Here is a 21,917-nt window from a genome sequence, read left to right as displayed (position 1 = left end):
GCTGAGCGAAAGCGATATTTTGGGGAGTACGCCGGTGGCCGAGACGGGCACGCAAATCTGGGATTTCATCATCGTCGGCGCCGGCTCCGCCGGCTGCGTCCTCGCCAACCGGCTGTCGGCCGACCCGACGTCGCGGGTGCTGCTGATCGAAGCCGGCGGCCGTGACAACAGCATGATGATCCAGATGCCCGGCGGCATTGCCCAGATCATCCCCCCCGACAAGGCGAGCCCCTTCGACTGGGGGTTCTGGACCGAGCCGCAGACAGCGATGAACGACCGCAAGCTCTACTGGCCGCGCGGCCGGGCGCTCGGCGGCTCGTCGTCGATCAACGGCATGGTCTATATCCGCGGCCACAGCAGCGATTACGACCGCTGGGCGCAATTGGGCCTGACCGGCTGGGGCTGGGCCGATGTGCTGCCCTATTTTCGCAAGGCGGAGGACAGCGATCGCGGCGAGAATGAATTTCACGGCACCGGCGGGCCGCTCCACACCTCGACGCGGGGGGCACTGCCGCACATCCTCAACGACGTGTTCCTCGATGCCGCCGAACAGGCGGGCTATAGCCGCACCAGCGATTTCAACGGCCCCCAGTTCGAAGGCGCCGGCTTCTACGACGCGACGATCAAGAACGGCAGCCGTTTTTCCGCCGCCAAGGCCTATCTGACGCCGGCGGTGAAGGCGCGGCCCAATCTGGAAATCCGCGACAATGTCCAGGTCGAGCGCGTCACCTTCGACGGCCGGCGCGCCGACGGCATCGCCTACAAGCGTGCCGGCCGCGCCGAAACCGCCCGGGCGCGCGAAGTCATCCTGTGCGGCGGCGCCGTCAACTCACCGCAGCTGCTGATGCTGTCCGGCATCGGCCCGGCGGCGCATCTGAAGGCGATGGGCGTCCCCGTGCTCCACGACAGCCCCGATGTCGGCGGCAATCTGCAGGATCATCTCGACATGATCGTGCAATATGACTGTTCGCAACCGATCACGCTCAACGGCAATTCGACGCTGGTCAACAAGATCAGGGCGCTCGGCCAATGGGTGTTCGGCAAGACCGGCAACGGCGCCCATATGCCGACGCCCACCGGCGCCTTCCTGTCGAGCCGCGAGGGGCTGGCGGCGCCCGACCTGCAGATCCATTTCATGCCCTATCGCGGCGCCCCCCATGGTCGCGGCGCGATGAACCCCAGCCATGGCTATCAGATGCACATCTGCCAGCTGCGCCCCGAAAGTCGCGGCACCGTCCGCCTCGCCTCCCCGGACCCGCTCGCCCATCCGGCGATCGACCCGCGCTACCTGACGGCGCCGGAGGATGTCGAAACCCTGTATCGCGGCGTGGAAATGGCGCGCGAGATCGGCCGCCAGCCGGCATTCGACGCCTATCGCATCCGCGAAACCTGGCCCGGCGAGGCCGGCCGCGACCGCCAGTCGACCATCGCCGCGATGCGCGAATGGGGCGAAACCATCTATCACCCCGTCGGCACCTGCCGCATGGGCGTCGATGCCGATGCCGTGGTCGACGGCCATCTGCGCGTCAACGGCGTCGAGGGGCTGCGCGTCGTCGACGCCTCGGTGATGCCGTATCTGGTGTCGGGCAACACCAATGCGCCGACGATCATGGTCGCCGAAAAGGCCGCCGACCTGATCGCCGAACGCCGCATCTTGGCGCGCAAGCTGGGCATCGCCGCATGACCGCAGCGGCGACGCCGTTCGAAATCCCGGTCAATCCGCTCGAAATGGCGCTGGTCCGGCAACGCGTCGGCGCCTTTCGCTTCTTCGAGGAACCGGTCGACCCGGACGCCGGCGACGGCCCCAGCCGCAGCTGGAAGCACGGCGCCAACCGCGATTACATGGAACGGCTGCGCACCTATTGGCTGGACCATTATGACTGGCCGGCGGCGGTGGCGCGGCTCAACCGCCACCCGCATGTCCGCGTCGATGTCGGCGACGGCTTCCACCTTCACGCCATCTACCGGCGCTCGCCCCGCGCCGACGCCCGGCCGCTGCTCATCGCCCATGGCTGGCCGGGATCGATCGTCGAGTTCGACGCGATCATCGACCGGCTGGCTGACCCGGAGGACCCGTCGGCACCGGCCTTCCATGTCGTCGCGCCGTCGCTGCCCGGCTATGGCTGGTCGGACCGGCCCAAGGCGCCGCTGGGGCCGCGCGCCATCGCCGGGCTGTACGACACGCTGATGGGCTGCCTCGGCCACGACCGCTACATCTATCAGGGCGGGGACTGGGGCTGTGTCATTGGCGGCTGGGTCGGGCTCGATTCAGCGCGGGTCGAGGCGCTGCATATCAGCGGCTTCGGCCTGCGCCCCGCCGACATGCACCCGGAGACGCCGGAAGATGTCGCCTGGCTGCAAAAGGCGGTGGCGATCCGCGAGACGGAGACCGCCTATCTGCAGCTGCAGGGCACGAAGCCGCAATCGCTGGGTTTCGCGATGATGGATTCGCCGATGGGGGTCGCGGCGTGGTTTTCGGAAAAGTTCGTCGGCTGGTCCGATGTGCCGGGCGATTACGACGATCCGCCGTTCGATTTCGACACGATGCTGACCAACATCATGATCTATCTGACGACGCGCAGCTTTTTGACCGCGACCTGGCTGTATCGCGGCATGTTCCTGGAAGGCGGCTTTGCCATTCCCGCCGGGCGGCGCATCGCGGTGCCGACGGGCGTCGCCAGCTTTCCGCGCGACCTGCTGCTGTTCCCACCGCGCCCGATGGTGGAGCGCGGCTATAATGTCGTCCACTGGACCGACATGCCGCGCGGCGGGCATTTTGCCAGCCTGGAGGAGCCGGAGCTGTTCCTGGCCGACCTGCGGGACTTCGTGCGCGGGCTGTGATGATATTGCCCGAATGGCGGGTCGAACCGGGGCTGACCGACTATGCCGCCGCCGTCGCGGCGATGGAGGCGCGCGTTGCCGCCATCCATGCCGGCACCGCCGGGGAACTGATCTGGCTGGTCGAGCATCCGCCGCTTTACACCGCCGGCACCAGCGCCGTGCCCGCCGACCTGCTGCGCCCGCATGATTTTCCGGTGTTCGCCACCGGGCGCGGCGGCAAGCATACCTATCATGGCCCCGGCCAGCGCGTCGTCTATGTCCTGCTCGACCTCGGGCGGCGCGGGCGCGACATCCGGCGCTTCGTCGCGGCGCTGGAAAACTGGGTGATCGCGGCGCTGGCGGTCCATGGCGTCGCCGGCCGCGTCATCGCCGGCAAGGTCGGCGTGTGGACCGATACGCCGGCGGGCACCGCCAAGATCGCCGCCATCGGCGTGCGCGTGCGCCGCTGGGTCAGCTATCACGGCCTTGCCATCAACATCGACCCGGACCTGACGCATTTCGGCGGTATCGTGCCCTGTGGCCTGCCCGAACCGGTCACCAGCCTTGCCGCGATCGGCGGCACGTCGCGGCTGGCGGATATCGACGCTGCGCTGGCCGAAACATTTGCGACGATGCTTGCAGACTTCACGACGGGCCGCGATCAAGGCACTTGAGGCCGTGACGCTTTTTCGCTAAAGCCTACCCGTGTTGGGGGATAAGGGACTGAACCGACCCAACCCGTCCTGGGTCCAAGGGCTCAACCTTAAAGGAGATTACGATGGCTGAAGTCGTTTCGAAGCTGAAGACCGCCGCTCTGGTTGCTGGTGTTGCCCTGTTCGTCGTCGCTTGCGGCGAAAAGAAGGCTGAGACCACCACCGACACCACGACCACGACCACGACTGAAGCCGCTCCGGCAACCGACGCGATGGCGACCCCGGCACCTGCCGCTGACGCTGCCCCGGCCGATGCCATGGCGACTGCTCCGGCCGCTGGTGCAGCCGATGCGATGGCCCCCGCTGCTGACGCCATGGCGCCGGCGACGGACTCGACCACCACGAGCAGCACCACGACGACCGAAGAGAATAAGTAATCTCGACATCCCGCTCGGGATGTTTAGGAAGGGGCCACCGCAAGGTGGCCCTTTTTTTATGGGGGCATGCCATTCCGCGGACCGTTTTGGGAAGGACACAGCATGAGCCTCGACGCAATCACCGACCAGATGAAGACCCGCATCGGCGCAGGCGGCAACTTCAAGAAGTCGGTCAAGTTCGACTTCGGCCCGGACGGCCTGGTGCGCATCGACGACAAGGTCGCACCCCCGGTCGTCGACAACGCCAATGAACCCACCGATTGCACCGTCAAGGTCTCGATGGCCGATTTCATGGACATCGCCCAGGGCAAGCAGAACGCCCAGATGGCATTCATGATGGGCAAGCTGAAGGTTGAAGGCGACATGTCGGTGGCGATGCAGCTTGGCAGCATCCTGGGCTGATTGCGGCGCAGCGGCGGGCGTGGCATTGGCATGGCCGATGCCCGTCTCGCCGATGCCGCACCTGGCCGGTGCCACAGTCGGCCGACGCTGCTTTTGCCATGATGGAATGGACCTGGGGATTTGCGTAACATGCGTCTTCGACCGACAGTTCTGACACTCGCGATCCTCGCCGTTGCAACGCCCGCCGCCGCGGCACCGGCGGCCAAGCCAGCCACCAAGAAAGCCGCCGCCAAGGCGCCCGCCAAGCCTGCCACGAAGTCGGCCGCCAAGAAGACAGCGGCCGTCGTGCCCGAGCCGGTCGTCGAGGTTCCCGAGGTCAAGCGCCCCGGCGGGTTCATGGTGCCCAAGGCCGTCATCCTGGTGAAGCCGACTCCGGCCGAGCTGGAAGCCAATGCCGTGTGGAACCTGCGCGCCGCCATGAACGTCGCCGCCTTGCAGTGCCAATATTCGCAGTTCCTGCGCACCACCAAGAATTACAACAGCTTCCTGCAGGCCCATTCGGAAGAGCTGTCGCGCGCCCAGGCGACCATGGTCGGCCATTTCCGCCGGACCGACAAGGCCCGGGCGATCAACAAGTTCGACGAGTACACGACCCGCACCTACAACAGTTATTCGACGCTCGACGCGCAATATGCCTTTTGCAACGCAGCCGGCCTGGTCGGCCGCTATGCGCTGGAAGTGCCCAAGGGCAAGCTGGGCGTGACCGCGCTGGCCCGCGGCCCGGAAATCCGGTCGGCACTGTCGTACAGCGCGCTGTCGCCGGCGCTCGGCTATGTCGCGCCCGATCCGATCGTGCTGCCCGATATCGCCGCGATGTGATGCCGATGGCGGCCGACACCCTGACGATCCGCCGCCCGGACGACTGGCACGTCCACCTGCGCGACGATGCAATGCTTGCCGAAGTGGCGGGCGCCACGGCGCGGCAGTTCGCCCGCGCCATCGTCATGCCGAACCTCAAGCCGCCGGTCACGACCGTCGCTGCCGCCGCTGCCTATCGCGACCGCATCCGCGCCGCCGTCGGCCCGGCGCATGACTTCACCCCGCTGATGACCGCCTATCTGACCGACGGCATCGGCCCCGATGAACTCGCCCGCGGCCATGCCGAAGGGGTGTTCACCGCCGCCAAGCTGTACCCCGCCAATGCCACCACCAATTCGGCGCATGGTGTCACCGACGTCCGCCACATCCATGCAGCGCTCGACACCATGCAGCGCATCGGCCTGCCGCTGCTCGTCCATGGCGAAGTCACCGATGCCCATGTCGACATCTTCGACCGCGAGGCGGTGTTCATCGATCGCACGCTGGCGCCGCTGGTCCGCGATTTTCCGGCGCTGAAGATCGTCCTCGAACACATCACCACTGCCGAAGCGGTCGCCTTTGTCGAAAGCGCGCCCGCCAATGTCGCAGCGACGATCACGCCGCATCACCTCGCCATCAACCGCAATGCGATGTTCGAAGGCGGGATCCGCCCGCACCTGTACTGCCTGCCGGTGCTGAAGCGCGCCACCCACCAGCAGGCGCTGCGCCGCGCCGCGACATCGGCAAACCCCAAATTCTTCCTCGGCACCGATTCGGCGCCCCATGCGGCGCCGACCAAGGAGACGGCCTGTGGCTGTGCCGGCGTGTTCAACGCGCCGTTCGCGCTGGAAAGCTATGCCCGCAGCTTCGCCGAAGACGGCGCGCTCGATCGGCTGGAGGGTTTTGCCAGCAATTTCGGCGCCGATTTCTACGGCCTGCCACGCAACGACGGCACCGTGACGCTGGCGCGCACGCCGGTGACCGTTCCCGACCGGATCGGCAGCGTCGTGCCGTTCCACGCCGGCGAGACGCTCGACTGGTCCTTTGTCGAGCAGCCGCAACCGTAGTTCCCACAGCTGGCGAGCCCGGTCTGGCTGAACGAAAGTGCAGGCTTTCGAGGAGCCAAAGGGTGACCGCGGCGACGAGTTGCCCAGTGCGCCCGAACGCGCTGATCAACATGACCTTTATCAGCGAAAGCCTGATTCCGGCCGGGGACAGCGGCGCCGCGGTGGCGGCAATCGTGGCGCGTGCCGACACGGCGAACCTTCGCAACGGCATCACCGGCGCGCTGCTGTTCACCGGCGGCCACTTCGTGCAGACCCTGGAAGGCCATGCCCTTGCCGTCGACGCGACGATGGGGCGGATCGCCAGCGATGCGCGTCATCACCAGCTCGTCATCGTCGATCGGCGCCGGGTCAGGGCGCCCGGTTTCGACCGTTGGTCGCTGGGCTATTGCGGGCGTTCGCTGTTCGTTGCCGAGACGGTTCACAACGCGCTGGCCGGCAGGCGCCGCGATGTCGACCGGATGCTGGCGCTGGTCCGCGCCTTCAGTGCGCCGTCGGAGCGTTCGCCGCGGTCCTGAGCAGCGAGAAGCCGAAGATCGCACCGCCCGCCGGCGCGCGGCGATGCCAGATGCTGCCGCCATGCGCCTCGATGATCGTCCGGCTGATCGACAGGCCCATCCCCATGCCGTCGCCTTTGGTGGTGTTGAACGATCCGAACAGGCGCGCCGCTGCCGTCGCCGCCACGCCAGGGCCGCTGTCTTCGACCAGCACATGGGCAAAGCCGGGCGCGCGCATGTTGGTGCTGACGCGGATCCAGCGTTCGCCACTGTCGGCCACCGCTTCCGCGGCGTTGCGCAGCAGGTTGAGCAGCACCTGCTGGATCTGGATGCGATCGACCATCACCGCGATCGGCGCGGTCGACAATGCCATGCGGATGTCGATACCCGACAGCCGGGCATCGATCATCGCCAGGCTGCAGGCTTCGCGCACCAGCGTCGCCAGGTCCTCCGCCCGGCGCGCGGTTTCGCCCTTGGTCACCAGCTCGCGCACCCGCCGGACGATTTCGCCGGCGCGCACCGCGCTGTCATCGGCGGCGTCGAGCGCATCGCGGATCGGCTGGTCCTCGGGATGGTTGGGCAAGATCAGCCGGATGCCGCGGACATAGTTGGTGATCGCGGCCAGCGGCTGGTTGAGTTCATGCGCCAGGGTCGACGCCATCGCGCCCATGGCACTCAGCCGCGAGACATGGATCAGTTCGGCCTGCAACTGGCGCAGGCGAGTCGCGGCCGTGCGCCGGTCGTCGATATTCTCGAGCGTGCCGTACCAGCGCATCACCGTGCCGTCGGCGGCCATTCGCGGCGCGGCGCGGGCGCGGTTCCAGCTGAACACGCCATCGGCGCCGCGGGCCCGGAACTCTGCCTGGAACGGCTGCGCCGAGGCGATGGCGACGGCCCAGCCATCGAGCATCGCCTTGAGGTCGTCGCGATGGACGAGCTGGCGCCAATCGGGCGCGGCGCCGGCTGCGCCGACCCGGTGCGAGCCGATGCTCAGCAGGCGGCCATCGGCCGCCGCCGTCCATGGCGTCTGCCCGGTCAGCTCGACGGTGTAGCGATACAATGCCTCGCTATCGCGCAGACGCCGCTCGCTCTGGTCGCGTTCGGCCAGGGCGCGGCGCAGTGCGTCGGTGCGTTCCAGCACCCGCGCCTCCAGCGTCGCCGCCAGTTCGCGAACCTGCGCCTCGGCCGCCTCGCGGTCGCGCAGATACGCCTCCGACCGGCGCTGGCGCGCGCGGGCGCGCAGGGCCGAGCGGACGCTGCTGATCAGCACGTCACGGTGCAGCGGCCGTTCGAGGATGGTGACGTTGCCGAGCAACGCCACCAGCTGGGCGCGCGTCCAGCCGCCGAATTCGCGCCGGGTCAGCACGACGAACGGCACGTCGGACCACGGTGGCTGGTCGGCCAGCGCGCCGGCGAGCGCTGCCCTGTCGAAGCCCGACATGCCTTCATCGGTAACGACGGCGACGCCGAGCACGCCGCCGCGCACTGCCTCCACAATCTCTGCCGCCGTCGCGATGCTGGCGACCTTGTCGGCACCCGCGAGCTGGTCGACGATGACCTGGGCATCGCGGCCGCGGGGAGCAAGAATGAGCAGCCGGTCGAACGCGCTCAAGCGCTTGCGGCGCCGTCACGTGCCTGCAGCAACGGCGTGCTGCCGGTATAGATCGGGCGGCTCGACATGATATTCTGGAAGCCGGGGAGCGCCGGCCCGACCTGGACGCCCTGGCTGTCGAGGAACAGCTCGCGCATCATCCGCTCGTGCGATCCGATCCGCTTCTTGATGACCGACACCGCGCGCCGCATTTCGCCGCCGGCTTCGAAGAAGCGCAGCAGCAGCACGGTATCGGCGAGATAGGTCATGTCGAACGGCGGCGCCAGCGTGCCGACCACCCCGGCCTGCGCCAGCACGACGATCGTCACCACCGCCTGCTGGTTGAGGAAGGTCAGCAGCTCGTGCATGTGCAGCAGCAGATAATGTTCGTCGCGCAGCGCGTGCTGATAACCCGATAGCGAATCGAGGATCACCGAGGTCACGTCGTCGCGCACCGAATTGCGCACCATGTCGGAAATCTGGCCGGCCGACGTTTCCGCCGGGTCGACATGGACGAAGCGCAGAACGCCGCTGGCGAGATACGCCTCCACACCGATGCCGACGCTGGCGGCACGGCGCCGGAAGGTGGTTACCGTCTCCTCGAAACTGACGAACAACACCGTCTCGCCGCGTTCCAGCCGTTCGCGGACGCATTGCAGCGCCAGGGTCGACTTGCCGGTGCCCGACGGCCCCTGGATCAGCGTCGTCGTGCCTTCGTCGAGACCGCCGCCCGTCAGCGAATCGAGCGCCGCGATGCCGGTGCTGGCCGGCCGGCGGGCCGGCCGGGCGGCCACATCGTCGGAGGCGATCAGGCGCGGAAACACGTTGAGCCCGCCATGGGCGATGACGAAATCGTGAAAGCCACCGTGGAAGGCGCGGCCGCGCATCTTGAACACCCGCAGCCGCCGGCGTTCGGCGCCATAATCCATGGCCAGCTGTTCCAGCCGGACCACGCCATGGGCGATGCTGTGCAGCGTCAGGTCATCCTCGCGCACGGTCAGGTCGTCGAGCAGCAGCACCGTGCAATTCTGCTGGAAGAAAAAATGCTTCAGCGCCAGCACCTGGCGGCGGTAGCGCAGCGCGCCCTGGGCGAGCAGCCGCACTTCCGACAGGCTGTCGAGGACAACGAGCGTCGGCCGGCTGGCGACCACCGCCGCCATCACGCCGCGCACCGTTTCGCCGAGTTCGAGTTCGGAGGCGTGGACGATCGACTGGTAGCTTTCGGGATCGAGGCTGAGTTCGGGCGGGACGCACTCCACAATGTCGATGCCGTCGAGCGACAGGCCGTGGCTGCGCGCGACGTGCAGCAGTTCGAACGGGCTTTCGGAAATGGTGATGAACAGGCATTTTTCGCCGCGGGCCTGGCCGGCGATGAGGAACTGCATCGCCAGCGTCGTCTTGCCCGATCCGGGCTGGCCTTCGATGAGGTGGCAGCGGTTGGCAGCATAGCCGCCCGACAGGATATAGTCGAGGCTGTCCAGCCCCGTGGTGACGGGGCTGGCATCGGCCGCCAGATCGGCGTCGGACGCGGTCATGACGCGACGCTGACATGGCTGTCGGCAGCGGCCGGCGGCAGCGCCAGGCCGGCGGCGATGGCGATCCGCAGCGCCTCGACCAGGCTGCGCACGCCCAGCCGCTCCATCATCGCCGATCGGTGCATCTCGACGGTGCGAACGCTGATGCCGAGGTCATAGGCGATCAGCTTGTTGGCGCGGCCGGCGAGCAGCCCGACGAGCACTTCGCGCTCGCGATCGGTCAGCCGGGCGATGCGGGCGCGCATCTCCGCCTGGCGTCCGAGGTCGCGGACCTGGTTGTCGAGCAGCATGAAGACGCGCGCCAGGATGCCGAGCAGCATGTTTTCCTCATAGGGTTTCTCGACAAAGTCGAGCGCGCCGAGCTTCATGGCACGGACGGCCGTGCCGACATCGCCATGGCCCGTCATGACGACGACGGGCAGCGCGGCGCGTTTGGTCGCAAGCCGTTCGAGCACTTCGAAGCCGTCGATTTCGGGCATGCGCAGGTCGAGCAGCACACACCCCGGGCTCAAACTGTCCGCCGCGTCCAGAAAGCTCGCGGCATCGGCGAACGACCGCGTCGCAAATCCGGCGTTGGCAAGAAAAAAACCCAATGATGTCCGCACCGAATGGTCATCGTCGAGGATGTAGATGGTCTCGCTGCCCAATGCTCGTTCCTGCGCGCCCTGCCCCTAGTGGACGCATATTTAACAGCAACCTGTTTGGCTGTGAATACAAGCAGCATTTTCATGTAACGCGGCCATGCGTTTGAAGACCAACAGAATTACAATGATGGTTAATGAATAAATAACATCGCGGCACCGTAGATTCCACAGCTGTTTGTTAGGGTCATGTTTACAGACAGTGCCGGTACGCAATGCAGGTTCGGAGGGGGCGCCGGTCCGTACTGGCAACTTCGTTACCAAAGTCGGTTTGTTTGTTTCCGCAGGCGGTTCCCGCTGCGGCTCGTATCAAGGTATTGGTTTTGATCTCCGGTCTGCGACCTTCCCTGCTGCTGCTCGGCGCTGCCTTCGGGACTGCTGCCGTTGCGCAGCAACTGCCCAGCGCAGGTGGCCAGTTGCAGCAATTGCCACCGGCGCCTGCGCCGCGTGTCGGCACGCCGGACATAAGCGTTGAGCGGCCCGGCTCCCGCACCGGGCCGCTCGACACGGGGCCGGCCTTTCCCGTCGCTGCCCTGCGCATCACCGGCCAGACGCTGTTCGATGAACCGACGCTGCTCGCCGCCACCGGCTTTGCGCCCAACGCCAATCTGTCGCTGGGCGATCTGCAGGCGATGGCCGCGCGGATCACCGCCTTTTACAGCGCCCGGGGTTATTTCGTCGCCCAGGCCTATGTGCCGGCGCAGTCGCTTGCCGGCGGCACCGTGACGATTGCCGTCATCGAGGGCCGCTATGGCAAGGTCGGCGTCGCCAACAGCAGCGGCGTCGCCGACCGGGTCGTGCGGCAGCGTCTGGCCGGGCTCGATGCCGGCGACGTCGTCGCCAATGCGCCGCTCGAACGCCGCCTGCTGCTGCTGTCGGACCTTCCCGGCGTCGCGGTCAAATCGACACTGTCGCCGGGCACCGATGTCGGCACCTCGGACCTTGCCGTCGACGTCCTGCCCGGTCGCCGCGTCTTCGGCAGCGTCGAGGCCGACAATGGCGGCAATCGCTACACCGGCTATTTCCGCGCCGGTGGCCAGATCAACCTCGCCAACCCGCTCGGCATCGGCGACGTCGTATCGGTGCGCGGCCTGGTGTCGGACCGCGGCCTGACCTATGTGCGCGGCGCCTATCAGGCTCCGCTCGGCGCCGCGACCATCGGCGTTGCCTATGCCCGGCTCGACTATCGCCTCCACCGCGAATTCGAAAGCCTCGATGCCAGCGGGTCCGCCGACATCGCCAGCGTCTTTGCCAGCTATCCGGCGATCCGGTCGTACAACTACAATCTGAACCTGCTCGCCGGTCTCGACTACAAGATGTTCAACGACCGGGTGGCGAGCGTCGGCGCGTCCAGCAACAAGCATTCGACCGTCGGCTTCCTCGGCCTGTCCGGCGACTGGCGCGACAGCTTGGGCGGCGGCGGGTCGGGCTTTTATTCGGCGATCGTCAGCATCGGCAGCCTCGATATCCGCACCCCGGCGGTGCTGGCGCTCGATGCGCAGACCGGCCGGACGCAGGGCGGCTTCACCAAGCTCAACCTCGCTGCCGGGCGCCTGCAGACCCTGTCCGGGCCGCTGTCGCTCTATCTCGCGGCGCGCGGCCAGATCGCGTCGAAAAACCTCGACATTTCCGAAAAGATGCAGCTCGGCGGCGCCTATGGCGTGCGCGCCTATCCCGAGGGGGAGGCGTTCGGGGACCAGGGCTATATCGCCACCGCCGAACTGCGGCTGCTGCTCGGCGCGCTGTCGCGCAGCGTTCCCGGTGATGTCCAGCTGTTCGGCTTCATCGACAATGGCGGCATCACCTTTAATCGCAACCGCTACGCCGCCGGCGTCAACAGCGCCAATCTGACCGGCGGCGGCGGCGGCATCAGCTGGTCGGCGCCCAACAATTTCCTCGTCCGCGCCTCCTATGCCCGCCGTCTCGGCAATACCCCCGTGATGTCCCAGCCGGACAAGATGGGCCAGATCTGGGTCCAGATCACCAAGCTTTTCTGAACAGGAACCAGTCATGCGTACCCCGTCCGTCCGTCCGCGCCGCCACCGACCCCTGCTCCTGCTCGGAAGCGGCATTGCGGCTGCACTGCTGGTCGGGCTGAGCAGCCCGGCCGCGGCGCTGCCCGGTGGCGGTGAGGTCGTTGCCGGCGCCGCCGGCATCACCGCCGGCGCCGGCGCGATGACGGTCAACCAGTCGAGCCAGAACGCCATCATCAACTGGCAGAGCTTCGGCATCGGCGCGCGCGAGGCCGTCACCTTCGTCCAGCCCAACGCCCAGGCGATCGCCCTCAACCGCGTCGTCGGCCAGGACCCCACCGCCATCCTCGGCGCGCTCAACGCCAATGGCCAGGTATTTGTCGTCAACCCCAACGGCGTGCTGTTCGGCCAGGGCGCACAGGTCAATGTCGCAGGGCTCGTCGCCTCGACGCTGAGCATCGCCGATGCCGACTTCCTCGCCGGCAATCACCGCTTTGCCGGGGGCGGCGGCAGCGTCGTCAACAACGGCACGATCACCGCCAATGGCGGCCATGTCGCGCTGCTCGGCGCGACCGTCAGCAACCAGGGGCTGATCGCGGCACGGCTGGGCTCGGTGGCGCTCGCCGCCGGCAGCAGCATCATCCTCGATGTCACCGGCACCGGCCTGCTCAGCGTCGTCGTCGATCGCGCCGCCGTCGGTGCGGAGGCGCGCAACGGCGGCATCCTGCGTGCCGATGGCGGCCAGGTCATCATGACCGCGAATGCCGCCAACAGCCTGGTGCGCACCGTCGTCAACAACAGCGGGATCGTCGAGGCGCGTTCGGTCGGCAGCCGCGGCGGCGTCATCATGCTGCTCGGCGACGGCGGCAGCGTCGACGTCGCCGGCAGCCTCGACGCGTCGGGCGGCGGTGCCGGCGAAGCGGGCGGACGGATCGTCGCCACCGGCGACCAGGTTCTGCTCACCTCGGCGCGCATCGATGCCTCGGGCACCACCGGCGGCGGCACCGTGCTGCTCGGCGGCGGCTATCAGGGCAAGGACGCATCGGTGCGCAATGCCGCCGGGCTCGACCTTGGCGCTGCCACCGTCGTCCGCGCCGATGCGACCGGCAGCGGCGCCGGCGGCACCGTCATCGCCTGGTCGGACGGCCGGACCGATATCGCCGGCACCATCACGGCGCGCGGCGCCACCGGCCCGGGCGGGCTTGTCGAAACCTCCGGCAAGCAGGTCGGCCTCGCCACCACGGCGCTGGTCGATACACGGTCGACCGCCGGCGCCACCGGGCTGTGGCTGCTCGACCCGGTCGACTATCGCATCGCCATTGCCGGCGGCGACGAAACGCCGTCGCAGGTGACGATCAGCCTGGCGAGCAGCAACCGGCTGATCGTCGCCGACCGCGACATCACCGTGGCCGACGCGGTGACCTGGACGACGCCGCAAACGCTGGAACTGCGCGCGGGCAACGACATCTTCCTCAACGACGCCATCACCGCCAGCACCGGCGGGTCGCGCTTCGTCGCCACCGCCGGCAACGATGTCCAGATCAACGCCGCCCTCACCGCCAGCGCGCTCGGCTCCGCCATCGTCGTCAACGCCGGCCATGACATTCTACAGAACGCCGCCGTCACCGCCAGCGCCGGCGGGTCGGTGCTGTTCGTCGCCGATGCCGATGGTTCGGGCGGCCTCAATGGCGGCACCGTGCGGCTCAACCCGCTGTTCCCGGTCACCTCGACCGACAAGACGATCTATTATTCGCCGGAAAACGGCTATGGCGCCCCCAACGACTATACGGGGTTCACCGCGTACATGTGGGTCTTCGTCGGCGCGCTCGACAAGGTCTATGACGGTACCACGCCGGCGGTGATGACCTTCCGCGCCGGGGACCCCACCGTCGGCGGCACCCGGGACGTGCGGCTGAGCGGCGGCACCGCCAATTTCGACAATCCCAATGTCGGCACGTTGAAGCCGGTCACTTTCAGTGGAGTCGGCCTCGCGGGGGCCGATCAGGGGGCGTATGCGTTGTTCACTGCAGCGGGGGTCACCACGGCCTCGGTCACCCCCGCTGCACTGACCGTCACCGCCGCCAACGCCAGCAAGGCCTATGGCCAGGCAACCACCTTCAGCGGCACCGAATTCACCTCTGCCGGACTGGTGAACGGGGAAACCATCGGCACTGCCAGCCTGGCCAGTGCCGGCGCGCCGGCCACCGCCAGCGTGGCGGGCGGCCCCTATGCGATCGTGCCCAGCAACGCCACCGGCGGCACCTTCAGCGTGTCCAACTACAACGTCACCTATGTCAATGGCGTCCTCGCCGTCACCCCGGCGCTGCTGACGGTCACTGCCGACAATGCCGTCAAGGCCTATGGCGACGTCCGGACCTTCGCCGGCACCGAATTCACCGCCGCCGGCCTGTTGAATGGCGACACCATCGGCACCGCGACGCTGGTCAGCGCCGGGTCGCCGGCCAATGCCAGCGTCGCCGGCGGGCCCTATCCGATCATCCCCAGCAACGCCGCGGGCGGCAGCTTTGTCGCGTCCAACTACACGACGACCTATGTCAACGGCGCGCTGACGCTGGTTCCGGCGGCGCTGGTCATCACCGCCGGCAACGCCAGCAAGGTCTATGGTGACAGCCTGACCCTGTCCCCTACTGCCTTTGTGGCGACGGGCCTGCGCAACGGTGACACCGTCGGCACCTTCACCCCGGCCAGCGTCGGCACCGATCCGCGCGCCAGCGTGGTCGGCAGCCCCTATGCGATTACCGGAAGCGGTGCCGGCGGCGGCACCTACACCCCCGGCAACTATGCAGTGACCTATGTCGATGGTGCGCTCACCGTCACCCCGGCGCCGCTGCAGGTGACCGTCACCGATCGATCGAAGGTCGCCGGAACGGCGCTGGTCTTTGCCGGCACCGAATTCGCCGCTGCCGGCCTGCGCAACGGCGACACCATCACCGCGGTCACCCTGTCGAGCACCGGCACCCCCGAAACCGCCGCCGCCGGCCCCTATCCGATCAACGCCAGCGGCGCTGTCGGCGGCAGCTATGTGCCGACCAACTATTCGACCACCTATACTCCGGGGCAGCTGACGGTCACCGCCGGGTCGAGCCCGACGCCGACACCCACCCCGACGCCGACACCGACGCCGACGCCAACGCCAACGCCGACGCCGGACAATCCCACTCCGATCAGCCCGACTCCGATCAGCCCGACCCCGATCAGCCCGACTCCAATCAGCCCGACCCCCATCAGCCCGACTCCGGATGACGTGACCGGCGAAGGCCTGCGGTTCGTCGGCAGCGACGGCCCTACCAACAGCACGCCGCTCGACGGCGATGTCGGCCAGGGCCAGGGCACGGCGCCGGTCGGCCCGGCGCCGGGCGTCCAGTTCGCCGTGCTCGGCGGCGGCGTGCTGATGCCGGCGGCGATGCAGGCCGCGGTCGCACCCGACGCCGGCGTTGCTGCGCCGTCGTTCGGCAGCGGGATGGCGCCTGTCGGTCAGGGTACAAGTTCGGGCGCGGGTCCGCAGGCCAGTCAGGCCACGGCCCCCACTATGGGTCAGGGTGTCGGCCAAGGTGTCGGTCAGGGCACCGGAACCGCGCCCGGAACGGCGGTCGGCCGGCGCATGCTTGCGCCCAAGCCGGACCGCAACTGAGCTGTGGCGTGCGTGGCGAGAGACGGGCACCGGGTCGCCCCCCGATACCGGTGCAAAACCAGCGCGGCCCTGGCGCTGGCATTCGCTCTCGCCCTCGCCACACCTGCCGCTGGCGGCGCCTCCCCCGCGTCGCCAGCGGCAGCCATATCAGGTCCGGTTGCGACCCTTGCGGCCTGGGTGATCGCCACCAAAGACAGCCACGGCCGGCCGTTCGCGATCGTCGACAAGGTCGCGGCGCAGGTGCTGGTCTTCGACGCCGATGGCACGCCGCGCGCCCGATCGGCAGCGCTGCTGGGCCTCGCCCGCGGCGACCGGTCCGTCCCCGGCATCGGTGACCGGCCGCTGGCGACGATCACGCCGGCCGAACGCACCACGCCCGCGGGCCGCTTCGATGCCGAACTCGGCACCAATACCGCCGGGCACAAGATCCTCTGGGTCCATTACGCCGACGCGATTTCGCTCCACCCGGTGGTCGCCGGCACGGCGCGCGACCGCCGGCGCGAACGGCTCGCCAGCCCCACCGCGGCCGACAACCGGATTTCGTTCGGCTGCATCAACGTGCCGCCGGAGTTCTTCGCCGACAGCGTCGAGCCGCTGTTCCGGTCCGACGGCGGCGTTGTCTACATCCTTCCCGAACAGCTATCGCTGGCGGAGGTCTTCGGGCCAGGTGTCGCCGGCCGCTAGCCGCCGGCCATTAAAGGTAGCGCCGCCCGATCGCCGTCAGATCATCGGCAAGGTCATAGACCATCGGCCGGCCGGTCGGGATTTCCTCGCTGACGATATCGGCGTCGGAGATGCCGGACAGATGCTTGACCAGCGCCCGCAGCGAATTGCCATGGGCGGCGACGATGACCCGCTTGCCGGCGCGCAGTTCGGGCACGATTGCCCCTTCCCAATAGGGCAGCACCCGGGCAATCGTGTCCTTCAGGCTTTCGGCGGCGGGGATTGCGATGCCGGCATAGCGCCGGTCCGCCGACAGGTCGTACGGCGACCCGGGCGCCAGCGGCGGCGGCGGCACGTCGAAGCTTCGCCGCCAGATCCTGACCTGGTCGTCGCCATGCTCGGCCGCCGTCTCGGCCTTGTCGAGGCCGGTCAGCCCGCCATAGTGGCGCTCGTTCAGCTGCCAGTTCTTCGTCACCGGCAGCCACAGCCGGTCCATCGCTTCCAGCGCCAGGTTGAGCGTGCGGATTGCCCGCGTCTGCACGCTGGTGAAGGCGATGTCGAAATCAAGCCCCGCCGCCGCCATTGCGGTGCCGGCGGCGGTCGCCTCGGCAATGCCCTTGTCGGTCAGGTTGACGTCCCACCAGCCGGTGAAGCGATTTTCCAGGTTCCAGGCCGATTGGCCGTGGCGCAGCAGGACAAGGGTGGGCATGAAAACTCCGTGATCAGGACCGCACCGCAATGCCAGCGCCCCTTCAGCGACGCAACCGCGGGCTTGCCGCTTCGGGACTTGCCGCTTCAGGGCTTGCGGAAGCGATAGGCGATCTGGTCGGTCTTGCCGCGGATCGCCGGGTCGAAGACATTGGCGGTCCTGGGGTCGGCGGAGTTACGCAGCGCCGGGCTTTCGCCGTCGAAGCGGAAACCTGCCGCCTCGGCTTCGGACCGGATGACCGCCGGGTCGATGCGGTGCAGCGTCTTGGTTTCGGTCCGGCCGCTGCCGTCGCGCCCGGCATGATCGACGATCACATAGGTGCCACCCGGTTTCAGCGCCGCGAACACCGCCTTGTTGAAGGCGATGACCTGTTCGGGCGTCTGGCTGTTGTGCAGGTCATGGTAGTTCTGCGCCGTCCAGAACAGGTCGAGCTTGCCGACAACCGCCGGATCGAGCGGCGAGCTGACCACCGCCACGTTCGGCCAGCCGCCGCCCGCCATGGCGCGGATCGCCTTGCTGGGTTCGGGATAGGCGGCTTCGGCCTGCGCCGGGATGATGGCGAACACCTTGCCCCCGGGGCCGACCGCCCGCGAGAACACCCGGGTGAAATAGCCGGCGCCGGGGATCATGTCGGCAACCGTGTCGCCGGGCTTGACCCCGGCAAAGGCCACCATCGCGTCGGGCTTGCGTGCCGCGTCGCGCGCGACATCGGCGGCCGGACGTTCCTGCGCCGCCAGCGCGGCAGGCAGCGCAAGAGCAAGGACCAGTGCCATGGCAACAGGCTGCAGCATCGTCGTTCCCCCACGTCTTTGCGGTCGTCCGTCCACGGTCCGCGACCATGGCCAATAATGCCACGGCGGGGCTGCCGATGCAAAAGCGCGGGCGATCGATCGACACGGCGGCGCAAACGGCTGGAAATGACCGCCATCGGCGCATAAGCCTGTGCCCGCGCGTGATCGGGGGACAGTGGCGATGAGGAAATATCGGGCGGCAGCGATCGGTTGTCGGACGGGCGTACGATGACCGCCACCCTGCCCGTCGACCATGCCAACAGCGACCAGTTCGTCCACATCCGCGTCCTGATCGGCGTCATTCTCGGTCTCAGCATCGGCAAGTTGCTGCAGGGCTTCGCCAATCTGGCCGAACATCCGTACCGCCGCCGGATCTGGTGGGTGCACCTCGGCTGGACATTGTGGGCGCTGCTGTCGGTCGTCGGCTTCTGGTGGTGGGAATATGGCCTCAGCCATCTGCGCGACTGGACCTTTGCCACCTATTTGTTCGTCTTCGGCTATGCCGCCTGTTATTTCATGATCTGCGCGCTGCTGTTCCCCGCCGACATGGCCGAATGGCCGGGGTATGATGATTATTTCCTGGCGCGCCGGCGCTGGTTCTTCGGGCTGGTCGCGTTCACCGCGATCCTCGATATCGGCGATGGCCAGATCAAGGGCGCGGCCTATGTGTCCGGGCTGGGGCTGCCCTATCTGCTGCAGACCGGGATTTTGCTGGCAATCTGCGCAATCGGCGCTTTCAGCGCCCGCCGGAACGTCCAGGCCGGGCTGCTGCTCGTCGCCCTCGGTGGGCGGCTGCTGTTCTTTTTCACCACCTATTACCGGCTCGGTTGAGACGCGGCACGCAGCGACACGGGCCTCAGGCGCCGGCGCGCGCGATCGGCGACTCTGTGCGCTGGCGGTGCAAGATCGCGCCGGACTGCGCAAATCGCGTCGTCCCGTCACCGGGCAATGCCTGACCGACGGCGTCGCGCCGGGCAAATCGCGGCCGAGGTCGCAGCAGGCGCCAGAGCGCCGCCGGTCGCACGGATGGGTCACCCTAAACCATGAGATGGATTGGATCGCCGCCGCAACGGCCTATCCCTGTCGCCATCCACCCGCACCTGCAAACCCTGGAAGGGAGTAGAATCATGGCCGCATATTCGGACAAGGTCGCACAGATGTTTCTCGGCACGCCAACCGACCTCGGCGCCGATGCCACGCGCGACATTTCGGCCGGGCTCGGCGCGCTGCTGGCCGATGTGTTCGCGCTCTATCTGAAGACCAAGAACTTCCACTGGCACATGAGCGGCCCCAATTTCCGCGACTATCACCTGATGCTCGACGACCAGAGCGACCAGATCTTCGCGATGACCGACCCGATCGCGGAACGCGCCCGCAAGCTCGGCGGCACGACGATCCGTTCCATCTCGGACATCGCCGGGCGCCAGCGCATCCTCGACAACAATGCCGATTATGTCGAACCCTTCGACATGCTCGCCGAGTTGCAGGGCGACAACAAGCAGCTCGTCGCCGAGATGCGCCGGGTCCACGAGATGTGCGACAGCTATGGCGACGTCGCCACCGCCAGCCTTCTGGAAGTGTGGATCGACGAGACCGAGCGCCGCGCCTGGTTCCTGTTCGAAAGCTGCCGCCAGGGCGTCGCGCACTGACCATGCGACCGCATCTCGCCTTTGGCCTTTTCGGCCTGCTGGCGGCATGTGCGCAGCGCACCCCGCCGGCCTGCCCGGTCATCGCCGATGTCGTGCCGGCATCGATCGACGGCGGCTATGTATCGGCGCCGGCGCGGGCCAGCAGGGTTGCGGCGAACAGCCCGCCGACCGAGCCACCGGCGATGGCAATGCGCGTCTAGCGCGCCCGGCGCAGGCTGGCGAGCTGCAGCAAGGTCGCCGCCAGCGCCAGGCCGGCACCGAGCATGGCGACCCGGTTCCAGCCGCCGGCCTGCCAGGCCGCGGTTGCCGCCGCCGACCCGATGGCGCCACCGACGAACATCGCGCCGGTGAAGATCGTGTTGATCCGCGCCCGCGCCTCGGGCCGCAGCGCGAAGATGATGTGCTGGTTGGAGACCAGCGCGCTCTGCACGGCGAAATCGAGGATGATGACCCCTACCACCAGCCCGGCAATGCCGATCCACAGCCCGAAGATCAGCCAGGCGGCAAGGGTCAGCGCGGCGCCCAGGGCAATGACGCGATGCGGACCGCGGCGGTCGGCGATGCGGCCGGCAATCGGCGCCGCGACGATGCCGACGGCACCGACGATGCCGAACAGCCCGGCGACCTCGGCCCCCATCCCGAAGCGGGGCTGTTGGAGATAGAGCGCCAGAACCGTCCAGAACGCGGTGAAGGCACCGAACAACAGGCCCTGGGTAACCGCCGCCAGCCGCAGCGCCGGAAACTCGCGCCACAGGCCACCGAGCGAGGCGAGCAGCGCTGTATAGCCGAGCGTCGGTTGCGGCCGGCTGTGCGGCAGCAGCGCCGCCATCAGTGCCATGGCCAGCAGCGCCATCGGCACCCCCAGCCAGAACATGTCGCGCCAGCCGAGATGGGTCGCGACGAACCCCGCCAGCGTGCGGCTGAGCAGGATACCGCACAAAAGCCCCGCCATTACCGTGCCGACGGTCGCGCCGCGCTGCGCCGGCGGGGCGAGATGCGCCGCCAGCGGCACGATCTGCTGCGCGACGGTGGCAGCGATGCCGACCAGGACCGACGCCACCAGCAGCAGCACCGCATCGGGCGCCAGCGCCGCCGCGACCAGCGCCAGCGCCAGCAGCCCGAACTGGAACAGGATGATGCGCCGGCGCTCGAAGAGGTCGCCGAGCGGCACCAGCAGGAACAGCCCGGCGGCATAGCCGAGCTGCGTCGCGGTCGGGATGAAGGCGGTCACCGGATGCGGCAGCTCCGCCATCATCACGCCCAGCATCGGCTGGTTGTAATAGATGTTGGCGACCGCGACCCCGGCGGCGACTGCCATGCCGCCGGTCAGCGCCAGCGGCAGCGGCCGGCCCGCTCCGCCGGCATCGGTATTTGCGTCAGCGGCGCCCACGGTCACTCGTTCCTGTCCTGTCATGCCGCTGCCGTACACCGAAAAAAGCGTCAATTCACCGGGCGCGACCGGGACCGCCAGGCCGAGGGCGTATCGCCGACATCGCGGCGGAAGATGCGCGTCAGATGCGCCTGGTCGGTGAAGCCGCAGCCGAAGGCGATCAAGCTGAGCGATTCATGCGTCGTCACCATCAGCCGCTGGGCGTGCGCAACCCGACGCGCGACGACATATCTATGCGGCGTCCGGCCGAAATGCGCCTTGAACGACCGGCAGAAATGGCCTTCGCTGAGGTTGGCCAGCGCGGCGAGTTCGGCAATACCGATCGACCGGTGATAATGCGCCTCGACATGCGCAGTAATGGCGGTGACCTGCCAGTTGGCGAGGCCGCCGGTTGCGGCCGGGGCCGATCGCGGGGCATCGACGGCGGGGCGATGGCCGGCGGGCCCGGTCGCCAGCAGGCCGGACAATTGGGTCAGGCAGCGCCGGACCATCGCGCTGTCGCGGCCCAGCGCCGCCTGCACATCGGCGACTAGGAGCGCTGCGACCAGCACCCCTGCGGGCGGCAGGTCGGGGGACGAAGATTGCTGCATGGCATCGCCTTTCGATGGGATCTGACACGCCGATCATAGGCGCCGGCAGCGCGCGTGCCATT

At 68.1% G+C, this 21,917-nt stretch carries 21 protein-coding genes; 14 read left to right on the top strand and 7 right to left on the bottom strand.

The window, feature by feature from the left end; translation table 11 throughout:
• Positions 1-34: 34 nt before the first annotated feature.
• The 8 genes from GGQ62_RS15200 (at position 35) to GGQ62_RS15165 (ending at position 6,692) form a co-directional block, all read left to right on the top strand.
• Entirely contained in the window at positions 35-1,684 is a 1,650-nt protein-coding gene (locus tag GGQ62_RS15200; protein ID WP_152577909.1) for a GMC family oxidoreductase, read from the top strand.
• Positions 1,681-2,841, top strand: a complete 1,161-nt coding sequence (locus tag GGQ62_RS15195) for an epoxide hydrolase family protein (RefSeq protein WP_152577910.1) — start codon at positions 1,681-1,683, stop codon at positions 2,839-2,841. Before GGQ62_RS15200 ends, GGQ62_RS15195 begins: the two co-directional genes overlap by 4 nt.
• Entirely contained in the window at positions 2,841-3,494 is a 654-nt protein-coding gene (gene lipB / locus GGQ62_RS15190) for a lipoyl(octanoyl) transferase LipB (RefSeq protein WP_152578260.1), read from the top strand. Before GGQ62_RS15195 ends, lipB begins: the two co-directional genes overlap by 1 nt.
• Before the next feature lie 104 nt (positions 3,495-3,598).
• Positions 3,599-3,910: a hypothetical protein gene (locus GGQ62_RS15185; RefSeq protein WP_152577911.1), complete on the top strand. Its 312-nt coding sequence runs from the start codon at positions 3,599-3,601 to the stop codon at positions 3,908-3,910.
• 102 nt (positions 3,911-4,012) lie between these two features.
• Positions 4,013-4,312 carry an SCP2 sterol-binding domain-containing protein gene (locus GGQ62_RS15180; protein WP_152577912.1) on the top strand — a complete coding sequence of 100 codons (300 nt, stop codon included), beginning with the start codon at positions 4,013-4,015 and terminating at the stop codon, positions 4,310-4,312.
• 129 nt (positions 4,313-4,441) lie between these two features.
• Positions 4,442-5,131, top strand: coding sequence for a hypothetical protein (locus GGQ62_RS15175; RefSeq protein ID WP_152577913.1), 690 nt, complete (start codon positions 4,442-4,444; stop codon positions 5,129-5,131).
• A gap of 5 nt (positions 5,132-5,136) precedes the next feature.
• Entirely contained in the window at positions 5,137-6,177 is a 1,041-nt protein-coding gene (gene pyrC / locus GGQ62_RS15170; protein ID WP_152577914.1) for a dihydroorotase, read from the top strand.
• Positions 6,178-6,287: 110 nt separating this feature from the next.
• Positions 6,288-6,692 carry a BLUF domain-containing protein gene (locus GGQ62_RS15165; RefSeq protein ID WP_152577915.1) on the top strand — a complete coding sequence of 135 codons (405 nt, stop codon included), beginning with the start codon at positions 6,288-6,290 and terminating at the stop codon, positions 6,690-6,692.
• Here GGQ62_RS15165 and GGQ62_RS15160 read toward each other — a convergent pair.
• From GGQ62_RS15160 to GGQ62_RS15150, 3 genes are read right to left on the bottom strand one after another with little or no spacing between them, the layout of a single operon-like run.
• Positions 6,658-8,283: a sensor histidine kinase gene (locus GGQ62_RS15160; protein WP_152577916.1), complete on the bottom strand. Its 1,626-nt coding sequence runs from the start codon at positions 8,281-8,283 to the stop codon at positions 6,658-6,660. The two genes, GGQ62_RS15165 and GGQ62_RS15160, sit on opposite strands and share 35 nt — an antisense overlap.
• Positions 8,280-9,797, bottom strand: coding sequence for an ATPase domain-containing protein (locus tag GGQ62_RS15155; RefSeq protein ID WP_152577917.1), 1,518 nt, complete (start codon positions 9,795-9,797; stop codon positions 8,280-8,282). Before GGQ62_RS15155 ends, GGQ62_RS15160 begins: the two co-directional genes overlap by 4 nt.
• A complete protein-coding gene (locus tag GGQ62_RS15150) occupies positions 9,794-10,444 on the bottom strand; it encodes a response regulator transcription factor (protein ID WP_152577918.1) in 651 nt (216 codons plus the stop codon). Before GGQ62_RS15150 ends, GGQ62_RS15155 begins: the two co-directional genes overlap by 4 nt.
• A 317-nt stretch (positions 10,445-10,761) precedes the next feature.
• On the opposite strand from GGQ62_RS15150, the gene GGQ62_RS15145 reads away from it, so the two are divergent.
• From GGQ62_RS15145 to GGQ62_RS15135, 3 genes are all read left to right on the top strand, one after another.
• Positions 10,762-12,435 (top strand): ShlB/FhaC/HecB family hemolysin secretion/activation protein, encoded by a 1,674-nt coding sequence (locus GGQ62_RS15145; protein ID WP_243446151.1) that lies wholly within the window; start codon positions 10,762-10,764, stop codon positions 12,433-12,435.
• 13 nt (positions 12,436-12,448) lie between these two features.
• Positions 12,449-16,063: an MBG domain-containing protein gene (locus GGQ62_RS15140; protein ID WP_152577920.1), complete on the top strand. Its 3,615-nt coding sequence runs from the start codon at positions 12,449-12,451 to the stop codon at positions 16,061-16,063.
• A gap of 177 nt (positions 16,064-16,240) precedes the next feature.
• Positions 16,241-16,747, top strand: a complete 507-nt coding sequence (locus GGQ62_RS15135) for a L,D-transpeptidase (RefSeq protein WP_243446653.1) — start codon at positions 16,241-16,243, stop codon at positions 16,745-16,747.
• 10 nt (positions 16,748-16,757) lie between these two features.
• Here the strand turns inward: GGQ62_RS15135 and gpmA are convergent, their stop codons facing one another.
• Positions 16,758-17,435 (bottom strand): 2,3-diphosphoglycerate-dependent phosphoglycerate mutase, encoded by a 678-nt coding sequence (gpmA, locus tag GGQ62_RS15130; RefSeq protein ID WP_152577921.1) that lies wholly within the window; start codon positions 17,433-17,435, stop codon positions 16,758-16,760.
• A gap of 86 nt (positions 17,436-17,521) precedes the next feature.
• On the bottom strand, positions 17,522-18,226 hold the full coding sequence (locus GGQ62_RS15125; protein WP_152577922.1) for a class I SAM-dependent methyltransferase: 705 nt from the start codon (positions 18,224-18,226) through the stop codon (positions 17,522-17,524).
• Between the two features lie 228 nt (positions 18,227-18,454).
• On the opposite strand from GGQ62_RS15125, the gene GGQ62_RS15120 reads away from it, so the two are divergent.
• From GGQ62_RS15120 to GGQ62_RS15110, 3 genes are all read left to right on the top strand, one after another.
• Positions 18,455-19,057, top strand: coding sequence for a hypothetical protein (locus GGQ62_RS15120; protein ID WP_152577923.1), 603 nt, complete (start codon positions 18,455-18,457; stop codon positions 19,055-19,057).
• 296 nt (positions 19,058-19,353) lie between these two features.
• The gene (locus GGQ62_RS15115) at positions 19,354-19,875 is read left to right on the top strand and encodes a Dps family protein (protein WP_152577924.1); all 522 of its coding nucleotides are present in this window, start codon (positions 19,354-19,356) and stop codon (positions 19,873-19,875) included.
• A 2-nt stretch (positions 19,876-19,877) separates the two neighbouring features.
• Entirely contained in the window at positions 19,878-20,075 is a 198-nt protein-coding gene (locus tag GGQ62_RS15110) for a hypothetical protein (RefSeq protein WP_152577925.1), read from the top strand.
• Here GGQ62_RS15110 and GGQ62_RS15105 read toward each other — a convergent pair.
• Together GGQ62_RS15105 and GGQ62_RS15100 are read right to left on the bottom strand one after the other, a co-directional pair.
• Positions 20,072-21,193, bottom strand: a complete 1,122-nt coding sequence (locus GGQ62_RS15105) for an MFS transporter (protein WP_207790514.1) — start codon at positions 21,191-21,193, stop codon at positions 20,072-20,074. The two genes, GGQ62_RS15110 and GGQ62_RS15105, sit on opposite strands and share 4 nt — an antisense overlap.
• 122 nt (positions 21,194-21,315) lie before the next feature.
• Complete coding sequence (locus tag GGQ62_RS15100) at positions 21,316-21,855, bottom strand: helix-turn-helix domain-containing protein (protein WP_152577927.1); 540 nt, start codon at positions 21,853-21,855, stop codon at positions 21,316-21,318.
• Between the last annotated feature and the right edge of the window lie 62 nt (positions 21,856-21,917).

The organism is Polymorphobacter fuscus (assembly GCF_011927825.1).
GTDB lineage: Bacteria > Pseudomonadota > Alphaproteobacteria > Sphingomonadales > Sphingomonadaceae > Sandarakinorhabdus > Sandarakinorhabdus fusca.
The sequence above is the reverse complement of the archived record's forward strand: the minus strand, read 5'-3'. Positions and strand labels throughout refer to the sequence as shown.

Coding starts and splice junctions, on each gene's coding strand:
- GGQ62_RS15195 (WP_152577910.1), top strand. CDS start 1,681: ATGACCGCAGCGGCGACGCCGTTCGAAATCCCGGTCAATCCGCTCGAA.
- lipB (WP_152578260.1), top strand. CDS start 2,841: ATGATATTGCCCGAATGGCGGGTCGAACCGGGGCTGACCGACTATGCC.
- GGQ62_RS15185 (WP_152577911.1), top strand. CDS start 3,599: ATGGCTGAAGTCGTTTCGAAGCTGAAGACCGCCGCTCTGGTTGCTGGT.
- GGQ62_RS15180 (WP_152577912.1), top strand. CDS start 4,013: ATGAGCCTCGACGCAATCACCGACCAGATGAAGACCCGCATCGGCGCA.
- GGQ62_RS15175 (WP_152577913.1), top strand. CDS start 4,442: ATGCGTCTTCGACCGACAGTTCTGACACTCGCGATCCTCGCCGTTGCA.
- pyrC (WP_152577914.1), top strand. CDS start 5,137: ATGGCGGCCGACACCCTGACGATCCGCCGCCCGGACGACTGGCACGTC.
- GGQ62_RS15165 (WP_152577915.1), top strand. CDS start 6,288: ATGACCTTTATCAGCGAAAGCCTGATTCCGGCCGGGGACAGCGGCGCC.
- GGQ62_RS15155 (WP_152577917.1), bottom strand. CDS start 9,797: ATGACCGCGTCCGACGCCGATCTGGCGGCCGATGCCAGCCCCGTCACC.
- GGQ62_RS15140 (WP_152577920.1), top strand. CDS start 12,449: ATGCGTACCCCGTCCGTCCGTCCGCGCCGCCACCGACCCCTGCTCCTG.
- gpmA (WP_152577921.1), bottom strand. CDS start 17,435: ATGCCCACCCTTGTCCTGCTGCGCCACGGCCAATCGGCCTGGAACCTG.
- GGQ62_RS15125 (WP_152577922.1), bottom strand. CDS start 18,226: ATGCTGCAGCCTGTTGCCATGGCACTGGTCCTTGCTCTTGCGCTGCCT.
- GGQ62_RS15120 (WP_152577923.1), top strand. CDS start 18,455: ATGACCGCCACCCTGCCCGTCGACCATGCCAACAGCGACCAGTTCGTC.
- GGQ62_RS15115 (WP_152577924.1), top strand. CDS start 19,354: ATGGCCGCATATTCGGACAAGGTCGCACAGATGTTTCTCGGCACGCCA.
- GGQ62_RS15110 (WP_152577925.1), top strand. CDS start 19,878: ATGCGACCGCATCTCGCCTTTGGCCTTTTCGGCCTGCTGGCGGCATGT.
- GGQ62_RS15105 (WP_207790514.1), bottom strand. CDS start 21,193: ATGGCAGTCGCCGCCGGGGTCGCGGTCGCCAACATCTATTACAACCAG.
- GGQ62_RS15100 (WP_152577927.1), bottom strand. CDS start 21,855: ATGCAGCAATCTTCGTCCCCCGACCTGCCGCCCGCAGGGGTGCTGGTC.